16 protein-coding genes are annotated in these 13,000 nt (G+C 67.4%); all 16 read right to left on the bottom strand.

Annotation, left to right across the window (positions count from 1 at the left end; genetic code table 11):
- Positions 1-630, bottom strand: coding sequence for a hypothetical protein (locus tag ACIBVN_RS47950; RefSeq protein WP_397147361.1), 630 nt, complete (start codon positions 628-630; stop codon positions 1-3).
- 128 nt (positions 631-758) lie between these two features.
- A complete protein-coding gene (locus ACIBVN_RS47945) occupies positions 759-1,400 on the bottom strand; it encodes a hypothetical protein (protein ID WP_397147359.1) in 642 nt (213 codons plus the stop codon).
- 116 nt (positions 1,401-1,516) lie between these two features.
- The gene (locus ACIBVN_RS47940; RefSeq protein ID WP_397147357.1) at positions 1,517-1,831 is read right to left on the bottom strand and encodes a hypothetical protein; all 315 of its coding nucleotides are present in this window, start codon (positions 1,829-1,831) and stop codon (positions 1,517-1,519) included.
- A 250-nt stretch (positions 1,832-2,081) separates the two neighbouring features.
- On the bottom strand, positions 2,082-2,663 hold the full coding sequence (locus ACIBVN_RS47935) for a hypothetical protein (protein WP_397147355.1): 582 nt from the start codon (positions 2,661-2,663) through the stop codon (positions 2,082-2,084).
- A 24-nt stretch (positions 2,664-2,687) separates the two neighbouring features.
- Positions 2,688-3,257: a hypothetical protein gene (locus tag ACIBVN_RS47930; protein WP_397147353.1), complete on the bottom strand. Its 570-nt coding sequence runs from the start codon at positions 3,255-3,257 to the stop codon at positions 2,688-2,690.
- Positions 3,254-3,712 carry a hypothetical protein gene (locus ACIBVN_RS47925; RefSeq protein ID WP_397147351.1) on the bottom strand — a complete coding sequence of 153 codons (459 nt, stop codon included), beginning with the start codon at positions 3,710-3,712 and terminating at the stop codon, positions 3,254-3,256. The genes ACIBVN_RS47930 and ACIBVN_RS47925 overlap by 4 nt, the downstream gene beginning before the upstream one ends.
- 896 nt (positions 3,713-4,608) lie before the next feature.
- Positions 4,609-4,995, bottom strand: a complete 387-nt coding sequence (locus tag ACIBVN_RS47920; protein WP_397147349.1) for a hypothetical protein — start codon at positions 4,993-4,995, stop codon at positions 4,609-4,611.
- A gap of 334 nt (positions 4,996-5,329) precedes the next feature.
- Positions 5,330-6,580, bottom strand: a complete 1,251-nt coding sequence (locus ACIBVN_RS47915) for a hypothetical protein (RefSeq protein WP_397147347.1) — start codon at positions 6,578-6,580, stop codon at positions 5,330-5,332.
- The gene (locus tag ACIBVN_RS47910; protein WP_397147345.1) at positions 6,573-6,734 is read right to left on the bottom strand and encodes a hypothetical protein; all 162 of its coding nucleotides are present in this window, start codon (positions 6,732-6,734) and stop codon (positions 6,573-6,575) included. The genes ACIBVN_RS47915 and ACIBVN_RS47910 overlap by 8 nt, the downstream gene beginning before the upstream one ends.
- 506 nt (positions 6,735-7,240) lie before the next feature.
- Positions 7,241-7,483, bottom strand: a complete 243-nt coding sequence (locus ACIBVN_RS47905; protein WP_397147343.1) for a hypothetical protein — start codon at positions 7,481-7,483, stop codon at positions 7,241-7,243.
- A gap of 199 nt (positions 7,484-7,682) precedes the next feature.
- The gene (locus tag ACIBVN_RS47900; protein ID WP_397147341.1) at positions 7,683-8,156 is read right to left on the bottom strand and encodes a hypothetical protein; all 474 of its coding nucleotides are present in this window, start codon (positions 8,154-8,156) and stop codon (positions 7,683-7,685) included.
- The gene (locus ACIBVN_RS47895) at positions 8,153-9,187 is read right to left on the bottom strand and encodes a hypothetical protein (RefSeq protein WP_397147339.1); all 1,035 of its coding nucleotides are present in this window, start codon (positions 9,185-9,187) and stop codon (positions 8,153-8,155) included. The genes ACIBVN_RS47900 and ACIBVN_RS47895 overlap by 4 nt, the downstream gene beginning before the upstream one ends.
- Entirely contained in the window at positions 9,184-10,248 is a 1,065-nt protein-coding gene (locus ACIBVN_RS47890) for a hypothetical protein (RefSeq protein ID WP_397147337.1), read from the bottom strand. Before ACIBVN_RS47890 ends, ACIBVN_RS47895 begins: the two co-directional genes overlap by 4 nt.
- Before the next feature lie 141 nt (positions 10,249-10,389).
- Positions 10,390-11,274 carry a hypothetical protein gene (locus ACIBVN_RS47885; RefSeq protein WP_397147335.1) on the bottom strand — a complete coding sequence of 295 codons (885 nt, stop codon included), beginning with the start codon at positions 11,272-11,274 and terminating at the stop codon, positions 10,390-10,392.
- Positions 11,271-11,666 (bottom strand): hypothetical protein, encoded by a 396-nt coding sequence (locus tag ACIBVN_RS47880; RefSeq protein ID WP_397147333.1) that lies wholly within the window; start codon positions 11,664-11,666, stop codon positions 11,271-11,273. The genes ACIBVN_RS47885 and ACIBVN_RS47880 overlap by 4 nt, the downstream gene beginning before the upstream one ends.
- 125 nt (positions 11,667-11,791) lie before the next feature.
- Positions 11,792-12,751 carry a hypothetical protein gene (locus tag ACIBVN_RS47875; protein WP_397147331.1) on the bottom strand — a complete coding sequence of 320 codons (960 nt, stop codon included), beginning with the start codon at positions 12,749-12,751 and terminating at the stop codon, positions 11,792-11,794.
- Positions 12,752-13,000 lie beyond the last annotated feature (249 nt).

Below are 13,000 nucleotides of genomic sequence, written 5' to 3'. Positions count from 1 at the left end.
TCAGCAGCTGCTGAAGGGCGAGGCCGACGCAGGTGCGTTGGCACAGCCGGTGGAGGCGGTCCGGGTCTCGGCGAGCGCCTGCCCGCACAGCTCGACGGCGGCGAGCACGGCTTCGTCCCAAGGACGTTCGTACGGGGCCTCGTCGCCGGCGTTCCGGAATCGCCTGTCGGGCACCCATCGCCGTCTGACGTGATCGAAGACGGGGCCGTCGGGTGCGCCGCGCCGCACATGCCAACCGTGATGGCCCCGCTCGGCGTGGAAGACCAGATCCCAGTCGTAGCCGGAGTCGGTGACAGGCACTCGGTTGCCATTGAAGGTGTAGCAGGTGACGTGCGCGCCATCAGGATCTTGCGCTTCGGCCAGCCGGTGCCGGATTACGGTCATCAGAGTGCGGGTGCGCTTGTCTCGGAGAAGATTCGCCAGGAGGACGCGTACGTCGGCTTTGAGGTCGGATCGGGGCCTGAAAGCGGCTGTGAGGACGCAGCATGTGCCGTCCTGTGAGCACTCGCTGGGCTCGCAGCGTGCCTGATGCTGGCAGTGCCAGCCGTGAACGGAGCAGTAGTCGGGGTCGTCGTCGGCGACCGGCATGCCGCCCTCGGCCAGTCCGTTGACGAACTCTTCCACGTCCAAGGCGGTTTCCTTTCTCCGGAGGCGGGCGATGCCCGGCGGGGCGCGGCAGCCGCAGCGCGGCTGCCGCGGCCTGTTGGAACGCCCGAGGACAGCGGGCCTGGTGCGCCACGCTGCCCCCGGGCGGGTCTTTAGGCAGGCTGCGGTACTGCGGTGACGGCATCCGCCGCCACTGCGGTGCTGCCTCCGAGATGGAGGGCTTCCAGCACTCGGCGGGTGTTGTCGACGCCGAGGTGACGGATCAGGTAATCGATCTGCGCGGCCAAGCCGCCCTGGGTGACGGTCAGGGCGTGGTCGACGGCCGTGTCGTGGACGGTCTCCTCCAACGCCGCGGCGGTGAGGCCCAGGTGCTGCTCGGCGTAGGTGGCGAGGCTGCAGCCAGCCGCCCATCGGGCCAGGCCGGCCAGGGCTTGGTTGAGGCTGCTAAGGATTTGGGTCAGCACGGCACGCATGACCGGGGTGCCGGGAGTGTGGTTCACGTCGGCGAACCCGTCGAGATGGATGCGCTCAGTGGTCACCGTCACGGCATCCACGGTGATGGCGACGACGAAGGCGCGGCCGCCGCCGTGGGTGGCGTCGTAGACGGCCATGTCTCGGATCGGCGGAAACAGCAGGGGATGCTCGGCGGGAAGATAGCCGAGTGTGTCGAGCACGTGGCCGAGTAGCAGGTCGACGTCGTCAGCGCCGGAGACGGTGAACTGGTCGAACTCGCGCGGTCTCGTCAAGTGCTTCCACTGCTCTTCGGTGAGGGCGAGAGGTGCGGTGGGAAACATACGATCTCCCCTTGTCGGGTGACGGGTTGCGATCCGTCGGCCACGGCCTCGCCTGCACAAGAGGGCTCGTGCGTGGCCGCCCGGGGCCACTCCGCGGGGGTGTCCGAGGCGGGACATCAGCAGGCAGGGCCGCTTGGGGGCGGGGGACCCCAAGGCAGGAAGACGATCTCGATCTCGCGCGCGTATGTGATGGGCACGTCATCGTTTGTGACCACTTCGAGGCGCCAGCCGCTGCCATAATGCAGGTTGACCCAGTGCTTGGCCGCACGCTGGGGGACGAATGGCGGGCAGATTCGTCCGTGCTCGACCATGTACATGTCGATGGCCGTACGGTGGGTGACAGCTTCTTGAATGCGGGCCATTGCAGCGTCGATGTGGCCGGGAGTATCCAGGTTGTAGAAGAAGGTCTCAGGCAAATCCTTTGTCTCCACAGACGCTTCGCCGGGGGTTCCGGCGCCTGAAGGTGAAGACTGCCCGCCTCCGGAAGCGAGGAAGGTTCGCCGAAGGCGTGGCTTTCCGAAGAGGAGGAGGCGGGCAGTACACCTGGGGCGCCGGAACCACCGGCGGTGTCGAGCACGCCAAGCGGACCTCACCGCACCGGGGAGCGTTGGTCGGAAGCGTGCATGTCCTAAGCGCCGAGGCGCCGACAGGACGCCCGCCCCGGAGCGTGATGCGGGGGCCTCAGGTCTGCACGAGCGCAGCGACACGGTCAGACAGTTGGTGAGCGGCGTCGTGCTCGCTGTCGTTACTGGTTCGACACGCATGCCGGTACGCCGCGACCAGGCTGGTCAGGTCAGCGCGATCCCTGAGGGTCAGTTCGGGGTGCGTGAGAATATCGCAGGCCAGCCCGAGCATGTGCCGGAGCCTGCGCACGGCATCGTCGTAGCGGTCGACCAGCGCCTCCAGATTCCCCACTATGCCCGTCAGGGGTGTGATGTCCGCGACGGTCTCGCCACGGGCGGCGCGCAGGCAGGCCGTCACCATGGCCTGGCGAGCTGTCGCAAGGGCGGAGGTCAGAGCCTTGTGCCTGTCCTGTAGGTGCTCCGCCGCGGCATGAACCTCGTAGGCGGTTCGTTCACCGATCGGCCCATGTGTGCGCAGGAGGCGCTCCAGATCGCTGCGGGAATGGCCGGTCCTGTCCTGGAAGATCCGGTCGACGGGGCTGTTCTGACCCAAGGTCATCGTTTTCGAACCCTTCGGTGGCGGAGAAGGTGGGCACAGCGCGGCGGACGGCCGCAACCAGGGGGCGACGGGAACGGCCATTGACAGGGCCGCAACAATGGGCTGTCATACCTCGCTCCCGGAGGTAGGCGGGTCGGTCCTTGGGGTGACGTTGACGCGTACCTCGCCGCCCGCTGCTATGAGCCGGTTATGGACGTCGTGCTCCTTGGCGTCCATGGCTCGGTCGAAGGCGGCCTTGCGGGAATCGGGCACCGAGTCTTCCTGGTCATCCGGCCGGCGGACGTGGAAGTTCTCACCGGACAGATTCGCGAGCCGGCGCCGCGCCTCAGCGGAGCTGAGCCCTTCCTTGAAGGCACCCCGCATGATGCCGTTGCACAACTTCCGGTAGTCGTCCTGGGTGCGGTCATGGTCGGTGCGGAGCTTCAGCAGCTCTGCCGACAAGGCTCGGATGCGTTCCTCAGCGGCGAGCAGGAGCGGGTTCACCGCCTCATCGCGCTGTCTCTTCGCCGCAGCGAGGGCACTGCGCAGGGCGTGGGTCTCCTGGTCGTGGCGTTCTTTCAGCTCGGCGAGTTCGCCGGCCAGGCGCTGTTCAGCCCGCTCGGCGCGTACCGCCCTGGCCTCGAGCTCAGCGCGGTCTTTCCGGCCGGCCGCGGCGGACGCCTTCTTTCCTCTCACGACCCACCTGCCCGCCCGATCGCGACCGTGTCGTACTGACCCTTGCCGGTGGCCTCGGCGGCGTGAGGGAAGTCGACGCTTAGTTGGGCGTACACCGCCTGCACCGCTGCGTCCACGATGCTGCCGACGAAGCCGACCGAGGAGGAGGCTTGCGTCTCGTACGCGCCTGATGGCTGCCACTTCGACTCGCCGCACTTCGGGCACCTGTTTGGGACGGCAGGCTGCTTGGCCTGGTGCTCGCGGCGCCACCGGACCCCTTCGCAAGCCCCACCAGGTTGGAGCTCGATGAGGATCTGCCCGTCTTCGGCATACAGGTCGATCACTCGCCGGCAGTGCACGCACGTGCTCCACCAACCGAAGACGATGCCGCTCAAGAGGGCGCGCGGCTCGCCGGGGGTGATGGTGATGATAGGGGCGGGCGCAGTGTCATGGGTGTAGACAGGAACCTTGCTCATATGCGGTGACCTTCCAAGGACAGATGACGGTGTCCGGCTGGCGGATCGTGATGCAGAACGCCGCCGGAGGCGGGGGAGCGCCGACGGCGATCACGTGCGGGCCGGGTCTGAGCACGTACCCCGCAGGTCGACGTCGGCTGTGGATGTGGGTGCTGCTAGTGGGGCAGTGTGGGAGCGTGAAACAGGCGGCGGCAGGGCACCTGTGCCTGGTCGTACAAAGGGTTCGGCCTGGTATGTGAGCCCGGACCGGGGTCGGTCACAACACCCGACCGGCATCGCGCGTGCGCGGGATCAGCCGTCAGCTCTCATGGCGAAAATCAGGTACAGGACGGGCGCGCACACCGCGGCTACTCCTGTGAGGAAGCACACGAAGTAGCGAATGGGTTCGAAGAGGTTGGAGGGATGGGGCGGTGATTCGTCGTGGGGACCGCCCCGGAGGGTGTCGTACATGGCAGGTCTCTTTAAGATGCGCACCGCGGCGGGCGGTGCGATCAATGGCGGTGGTGGGGGTCACAGAGGCATCGGCTTCCGGACGGCGTGAGGTCGTCGACCAGACGGGCGGCCAGTCGAAGCGAACCTTGGGAAGGGACAGCCGACTCTCACTCGGTCTCGCGGCTATCGGGTTGGTCGAGGGCCGCGAGCCGGGGCTTGCTGTCGTGGCCGGGGATCGTGCGGGAGCAGCCATCTGCAGTCAGCCTGGCCACCTGCCGGGCCGCCTTTGCCGCCTGCCTGCAGGTGAATAGCGCATCCTGAGCAAAAGAGTTGCCCGCTGACGTCGGCGTCGCCTTGGTGGACACGGCGGCGGTGCGGATCGACGGGCGCTCGGGTCAGAAGTGGTCTTCGGCCTAGAGGCGCCTTCCTCGGTGAGGCGACGGGGACATGCTCTCCGCGGGAGATCAGGTGTCAGCGGCGCTTTCGTGGTGATCCACGGGGACTACCTCGGCGAGCTCGATCGTCAGCGGATGCCAGGGGTCCTTCTGCGGCCAGATGCGTAGGTTCGCTTCCAGGAGCTGGCCGTTCGTACGTTGGCGGGCGACCCGCATGTCGATGGGGTTGGCCCCGTTCTCGGTCGCCTGGTTGATCACCTGGGCGGCTTCCCACAACAAGTGGTGGATGCGGACGTGTCTGGCCAGGTCATCGCCAATGTCGGCGTTGTCGATCAAGAGGTTCCACAGCTTGCAAGTGAGGTGAACGGCGCAGGTGAGCCTGCTGCTTTGGTAGGCGAACTCGCGAGAGATCACATACACCTGGCCGAAGGCGTCAGTGTCAATGGTGTGGGTCATGGATTGCTCCGAGGTCGGGCAAAGCAAGGAGAGGGGAGCCCGGCGGGCATGGCACCGCTCGGGAAGACAGCCTTCGAGGCTCGGGGTGGGGGCTCGACGTGTTGCGCTGCGCGCCCACGTGCGCTTCTGATGAGCTCGCAACCCGGCTGGGCTGTTCGGTGATGTCCGCGTACGCGGCGGGCGCGGACAGGAGGAGTTGGTCAGAGGGCCCGGAACGGCACGAGGCGGAGCGCAGAGAAAGCGAAAGGCCGACCGTGAGGTTGGCTGCACCGCCACAGTCGGCTTCGCCTCGTTGCCCGGCTTGCTGTGCGGCGCGGGCAACGAGGTAGCGGACTTACTCGCCAGGCTCGGCCGGGAACATCTTCATGTAGCGAAGAAGACTGCTCTCGGAGATCCCAAGAAGCTCGCAGATTTCGGCGTTGCTCTTGTCGTCTTCCACCAGTTTGTGAGCCTCGGCGGCCAGGTGTCGTCGCCTGTCATGCTCACGCTGCGCCTTGGCCGTTTGCTGTTGGACCCGCTCGGTGTTCAGGTACCGCTCGACGGTTTTGCGGTCCTTTTGAAGGCGTGCGGCGATCTTCGGGATGGTGTCGCCGTTAGCGTGCAACTGGCGCGCCTCGTCGGCGAGTCGTTCCCGTGCCGCAGCGAGATGCAGGCGAGTCCCGCGCCGGCGGCGCGGCTGCGGGGGAGCCGTTTGCCGCTGGGGCGGCGGCGCGAAAACGGGATCTTCCGTGGGTGTCAGCGGCTTGCCGATGGCGACGCTGTAGGCGAGGACGGTATGGATGCGACCGCCGCCGCCCGCGTTCAGCTTGCGTTCGAGCCGGTACACCGGTCGTGGCTCGATCCCCATCGCGGCGGCGACGTCGTCCACCGACAGGTCACTGTCGATCCGGTGCCGCACCAGATCCTCGAAGGTGTACTGGAACGGATAACCGATCGCCGCGACGTAATCGAAAACGGTTCTGGCGTGGAGCCCCTTACCGCCAGATAGGAGCGCCGTCTCTAGGCGTCTGAGGTTGCCGACGGAAATCACCATTCGGGAAGCAACCTGATCCTCAGTGAGTCCGCGCGCCTTGCGGAGACGGACCAGATCCGCCATAGCGAAGGCACGTTCGCGCAGAGCCCATCCTCGCGGGCGGGGCTGCGGCAGCGGCTGTAGCGGCGCGGGCTGCGGCGAGGGCGCGAAAGCGGGATCTTCGGTCGGGGTCAGCGGTCGGCCGATGACCACTGCGTACGCGAGAACCGTCTGAATCGAACCGCCCCCGCCTGCTGTTAGCTTCGCTTCAAGCTGGCGCACTCTGTCGGCGGTGATCCCCATCGCGGCGGCGACGTCGTCCTCTGACAGACCACTGAGGATGCGGTGTCGCACCAGGTCCTCGAAGGTGTGCTGGAACGGATAACCGATTGCCGCGACGTAATCGAAAACGGTGGTGGCGTGGACCCCTTTGCCACCAGAACGGAACCTGTCTTCCAGCTTCCTGAAGTTGCTGACGAGGATCCCCATCCGGGCGGCAACCTGATCCTCAGTGAGTCCACGAGCCTTACGAAGACGGATCAGGCTCGGCAGATCGAGGACGGGTTCAGCCACGGCGGCCCACGTCCTCCCCGCACCAGACGATGTGGTGGATCAGCCACGCCGCGCCCGCGGCGATCAAGGCACCGCTGAGGTACCGCCGTCGCCGCAGCTGGGCCGAGAGTGTCTTGGGGCCTGGCTCTGCCAGCAAGGCTGCGGTCTCGATCACGGCGAAGGACGTAGCGACGGCAACAGCCCACGTCGCCCACGCTCGCGGGAAGATCCCTCCAGAAAGAGGGAGTGCAAGGTCAGCTGCCGCTTCCGTCGCTGCATGATGCTGAATGGTCATCCGCGTGGTCCCCTTCGATCGCAGCCGGGCTGATCCCGGCGCCTGGGGACTGGCCATTGCACGCGGCCGGAGTGGAGGAAGGCTCACCCGCTAGGGTGACCGCGCGCCAGCGCGGCTTGGCCTTCCGGAACGGAGGGTGCGTGCGATATCCCCAGGAAGGCGCCGGGGCCAGCGCCGACTACGAGGTTGGGCGCCCTTGCCGCTATCTGTTGCCGCTCCTTGCACGTCGGCTGTCACATGGGAGCCGGACCATGCCCTGGCCTTCGTTGTGAGATCCCTCGCTCTGGCTTCGCCGTCGGCGCGGCTGGCGGCATAATGCGAAGATGAGTTCCCCCGATCGCGTTCCCCCGGCTCAGGAAGACCCCGCAGCCGACGAACAAGCCGGATCACGGCGCCAGCCTCGGTATGGCGCTCGTGTTGCCAGGCTCGCTGATCAGGTACTGGCTCATTTGAAAGCGAGAGGGTTCGTCCTTGACGCCGTCGGCGTGGAGCGCTTGCGTCACGGCGTCAAGCAGCAGGGCCTTCAGCTCGCCCAGACGATGGACATCGGCTACCCATACGCGCTGCGCTACTTCGACGCCGCCTGGTACGCCGAAGAGATCATCAAGCAAGCGCAGCGGCTCGCGCACGAGCAGGGACGAATGAGTAGCGGCTGCAGCACAGCGCATCGCGGCTCGTCACCGCGTCTGGGCAGATGGTCGTGCTCAGCCAACCCGCCGTTGCGACGAGCCGCAGGGCGACGCCTGCCTCGTGCAGATCGTGGAACTTCGCCCAGGTGACGGTCGCGTGCGGCACCACGCCTGTCGTGAAAGGGCTGACCGGCCTACCTCACTGCGGTTGCGACAATACGACTCGAGTGATTTCGGCGCGGAGCGGCTCGTGCCAGCTCTGCATATCAAGGGTCTGAAGGTGAGCGTGGCTGGTACGAAGTGCTTCGTGCCAGATCACGACCTGGGCTCTGCTGGTGTCGGTCAGGTCGCTGCTGGACAGTAGCCGTTCCAGCTCTTCGACAGCCTCCTCGAGGACAGCGCGGGACCGGACGGCGACGGCCGCAGCGCTGGCCATGATCTCCCAGGGACGGCGCCGGCGGCGGAACTCCTCCACGCTCTCACCGGGCTGCCGCTGCTCGGCCAGCAGCGGCTCAGGCTCGATGAGAGGCTGAGTGCCGGGCCCGGCCAGCCATGACCCGTGCGGCGCCAGCGTGTACGGGCTGCACTCACCTTGATGGCCGAACGGCAACCGGCAGTCGAGACGGGGCCCGTCGCGCCGTTGTGGGCGACGGCAGCGCCGTTCGGCGCTCACTGGCCACGCATGGGGATGAGGGCGAGCGGGCCGGGCACCTGCCGGTCAACGATGCTGTACCGTTCTTCGCTGTCTTCAGCCCTTTGGACCGCGAAATACAACTGGACGGCGGCCTGGTCGTCCTCGGGCGGCTCATCAGGAACGCCGTAAGCCGCAGCCAGATCAGATTCGGCCGCGTAACTCCAGCGGACGCGCACCTCTTCGGCCAGACTGCTGAGTGCTTCCTTCTCGCTGGTGAAGACGGCGGCCTCGGCGTCCTGGATCACGTTGAACCCGTGCAGCAACACCCAGACCGTCGTCTCCGCCAGAGCTGCCGCAACCAGGCGCGGAAGGAGCACCGGCTGCAGCCGGAAGCGCTCCTGCGGCCCGGCGGCTGCGAAGAACGCCTCCACCATGCGGTGCACGTCCAGGGGCGGACGTGGAGGAAGATCGACGCCGGGCAGCGAACCGACCAGGCTCCACCGGTCGCGCACCGCGGCGGCCAGGTCGTCGAAGGCCGCCGCCGACGTGGCGTGCAAGGACACCGTGTCGCGATGCGGCAGGACCGTGTGCTGATTCAGCACCCAAGCCGGTACCGCATCAGGGGGTGGCGGCAGGAAGGTGCCGGCGGGTAGAGCGATCGCGTACGTGTCATCGTCGTCATCCCGCTTCCATCCCGCCTCTTCCAGCTCCAGGTCGCCGACGTTGAAGTCCAGTGCTTCGCCCAGCAGCCGTTCAACCGTGTTGAGAGCCTCCTTCGGCAGGTCCGGAGTGTTGCTGTCGGAGGCGGGGTCCCAGACGCCTGCCGGGTGGGTGATGCGAACCACGGGAACGTGCGCATGCGCCTCCCCGATGCCGGCTGCGGCGCTGAAGTCGGCCCAGATCCACCTCGCGTCGGGAAGATGCCGGCGGATCACCTGCACGGCATGAACCAGGCACCGTCGCAGATGTTCGACGCGGGCCTGGTCGGCTTGGGTCCACGCCTCTTGCACGTAGGCGTTCAACGCAGCTTCGGATGCGCCAGCGGATGGGGGTGACGTGGAGGTTGTCATCTTCGTCCTTCGACCGGATCGAGGGTGGAGGTCAGTGGGGAGGGCCGCAGGCTTGACGGTGCTGGCGGGACGGCGTCGCCGGGCTCGTGGCCGATGCCGGTGATGCCGGCCTGAGCCAGCACGTGCCTGGCGAACTCTGCGGTCACGGGCGGGCCGGCGCTGAGACCGTTGTAGCTGCGGACGTGCTCGTCGAAGCCGCTCAGGTGCGGCACCAGGCGGGCCCATTCCGCGTCCGTGAGGGCACGGTGGTGCGTTTCGGCGAAGTGGTCGTCCCACCACGGGCGGTCCAGGTGGGCGATGGCGATCTGTCCGACGCGGCCCAGGTCGTGCAGCGCCTGGATGGCATCGCCGTCATAGTGCCGGTCGAGGAAGGCGCGCAGCAGCTGTTCGCGGGACGCTTCGTTGCCGTCGGCCTCGGTGTCCGCCGGCGGTGGGGCCGCGGAGTCAGGCGGCCTGTTCGTCCTTCCGCGGTCGAACACGGGTATGTCGTCGACGTCGATCAGCAGCGGTACGGCGGTGTCGGCATGGTGCTGGCGCAGGTTCGGCCAGGCACCGGCCAGGTCGACCGCGACGTGCACGGCCTGCTGTTCGACGTCAAGGTAGGTGCGAACCGAAACGCCTCCCACGCTGCTGCTCGGGGAGTGGTCGCGGCGGGATCGGGGATGGAGCAGGGCGGCACTGTTAACGCTGTCGCAAAACCGGGAGCTGGTCAGATCGTTGCCGCCGTCGAGCTGCTGATGAGCGGGGGGATAGCTGGCGATGACGGCGTTCAGGATGGAGGCTCGTTCGTCGATGTCCAGCCAGGCGGACTCCAGGCTCGAGGGCGAAGCCCCTACCAGGGTGGCCGGCAGATGCTGCTCAGCCAGTTCTTGGACCTCCAGCCGCATCTGCGGGAAGTCGGTGAGCGGAGCCTGGCTGAGCAGCAGGGCTTTCCAGGTCAAGATGTCCAGTGCGGCCGATAGCGAGCAGTTGGCCTCAAGACGTTCACGCGCCGCCTGCGCCGGGGTGCTGCTGGGATAGACGAGTTCGGAGCCCTTCGGGATTGAGAAGGGGATGGCCACGGGGAGATCCTCCGGTGCGGGTCATGCCGCTGCGCCAGGGCGCCGGGCGGGCGAACGGGGTATGTGGGGGCGCCGGGCGGGCTTCTCGGCGGCCGTCGGTAGCGTCGTGCGCCCGATGCTGCTCTGCGTGCGAAGGCTGGCTTATGGCGTGGTGTCGGGCACGTACTTGGTCTCGACGACTGCCCGCAGTTCGTCCCGTACGGGCATCAGCGTCACTTCCGCGACGTCGTCGAAGGGATCCATGAACAGCTGCTGCTCCTGCGTTGCCCCCTTCTCGTACTCCAGGGCGTACAGGCCGGCGGCGTCCTTGTTGGCCGGGCTGGCTCCCACGACGAGTTGGTGACGACGTCCCCATCGGGTTTCTTCTCGAGGGAGGTCGGCGACGATGCTCCAGTCGTCGAGGATGTCGCCGACGCTCTTGCGCAGCAGCAGGCGGGCAGCATCCGCCGCCATCGTCACCGGCGATCGCAGCGGAGTCGGTGCTTTTGGTGCTGGCCGTGTGCCGAAGAACAGCCAACCGGTGTGGTTCAACACGGGGCAGATCGCGGTGGCGACGACCTCCCCTGAGATGATCGCGCCAGTGTCGAGGGCTGTGACGAAACTGCGCACCACCTCGCCGGAATCGATGCGTTCCCCCTGCTGCAGGAATGGGGTGAGGGCCGCGTCGACGGCGCGGCCCTCGTCGGGATAACCGCCGTCGATCACCGGCAGAGAGGCCACGATCCGCCGCCTCATGCCAGCGATGGGAAGCGCACCGCAGACGCCCTCTGGCAGGTGTGCGCTCGCCAGGAGGGTGGAGTACTGCTGCAACGCTGCCTCGAGGGGCATCAGCGTGCTGCTGAGCACGACGTAGCCGTGGGTGAGGCCGTGCGTGGCGCGATCGTGCAGGCGGCCGTCAGCGCCGATGGGGATGTCGCCGTCGCCGATGTCGGCCTCGTGTGCCTCTTGGTAGGCGGTGTCGACGTCAGATCCCAGGACGTACCGGTTCCAGGCCGGTCGGGGGAGAGGGGGCGGCGGGATGGTCACGAGCCTCCCCGTCTGTGATGGACGTGGCCTTGCACGTGCGCTGCGGGATGAGCCGGCGTCTCTTCCTTGATCGGAACTCCCTTGCTCTGTGGCGCAGGGGAGGGGCCGGGGATACCGTCTTCCGGTAGCACGGCCGGGTGATCGAGCGGGATACCTGCGAGCTCAGCAGTGGATCGGGAGACGCGGGGCGGCCCCGTGTAGTTCTCCAGGAGCGCGCGCAGTCTCGCGGCGAGCTCGTCAAGGTCGTCAGGCTTTCGGGGTTGCTTACGCCGCTGTTCAGCCCCGGCTGTCATGGCGCGCACCTCATCCACATTTAGGCCGCCTTCGCCCCACTCGGGATGGGTGTACATTTCGCGGCCATCAGGGCCGATGACGATGCCGAGGTCGTCCACGTTTCCTTCTGCGGTCCGAATGAGCTCTTGCCGGGTGTGAGAGGTGGGGATGCGGGCTCGCCCGGGTGGCCTCTCTTCCATGGGAGAGCGAGCACCCGGGCCGAGCTCGGATTCCGTGCCGGAGGTCAGAACGGTGGCTCCTGTGCGCAGTGGGCCACCGCGGTGTCATGGTCGTGGCCGCTGCTGCGCAGGGTCGTGTACCGGCCCAGGTGGGAATGGCCCAAGGCTTCTGGCACGCGCATGATCTCCGCGTGCGTGGCCACCTTCCGAGCCTGCACGTACGCAAAGACCTGCAGGTTGGTTAGGGCGAGTTCGGCGGCATGCTCGGTCGGCACTCCGGCGTCGCTCGCCATGATGTAGCGCAAGACCCTGAGGGGATCGCCGAGCTCGTTGGAGACACCCGTTCCCCTCTTGCGAGCGTGCCTCTTCAGGATCAGCCTGATCAGCCAGCTGGTTCGGGGCCTCAATGCTCTCAGGGCCTGCCGATGCGTGGCGCCATCGAACCGGGCGTCGTAGTAGAAGCGCGCGTCGATTCTCTTGGCCACGACCTCCGCCAATTCAGCGTAGGTGGCGCCACCGGACATCATGCTCCTGATAGCGAGGCGGCCCATCCAGTCCAGGCCGGCGAGCCACAACCCATGAAGATCGGCTCCCGGACCATGCTTCTTGATCAGTTCCAGGCCGGACACGTGGGCCACGACGAACGCTTTGCGGACCTGGACCGTAGCTCCTTCGCTGTGCAGGAGGTCCCGCTGGTGGTAGGCCAGCAGGAGGAGGTCGTCCGCGGGCAGGATGTCGAAGGGGGCAGCGTGCCACAGCTCGGCGGCCGGGTCTTCTTCGGTGGTGGCCAGGTGCAGGCCGCACGGGTACGGCGCGATGCTGGGGCACGTGGCGGTGGCCCAGGTTCCGGGCCGGGAGAACCGGAAGCCGGTTCCGGCGACGAATTCCCCGTGTCGGTCGTGCGTCACCGGGGTCAGAGCCCAGCTGGTCGTGTGGGGCGGCAGGGTGTGGTTCCCGGTGCGGACGATGACGTGCAGCAGGTTCGTGTGCGACAGGCCCGCAACACCGACGGTGGGCTTCAGCATGGCTTCCTCCGGGGGGAAAGTCCAGGTCCTGATGGGTGTGCGCCCCGACCCCAGAGGTCTCGGCGCCTGGATTCCCGGGATCGCGCGGCCGCGGAGCGGGTCAAGGGTCGCCGGAGGCGTGCCCTTGACCCGTGCAGAGGGTGCGCGATAGATCCAGGTGTGGCGCCGAGCAGCGAAGCGACGCTGGTCGAGCTCGGCCACGATTCCGGGACGGCCAGCGTCCAGGGAGCAGGGAGGGCCTGCGGCGGC

The organism is Nonomuraea sp. NPDC049400, assembly GCF_044466425.1.
Classification (GTDB): domain Bacteria; phylum Actinomycetota; class Actinomycetes; order Streptosporangiales; family Streptosporangiaceae; genus Nonomuraea.
The sequence above is the reverse complement of the archived record's forward strand: the minus strand, read 5'-3'. Positions and strand labels throughout refer to the sequence as shown.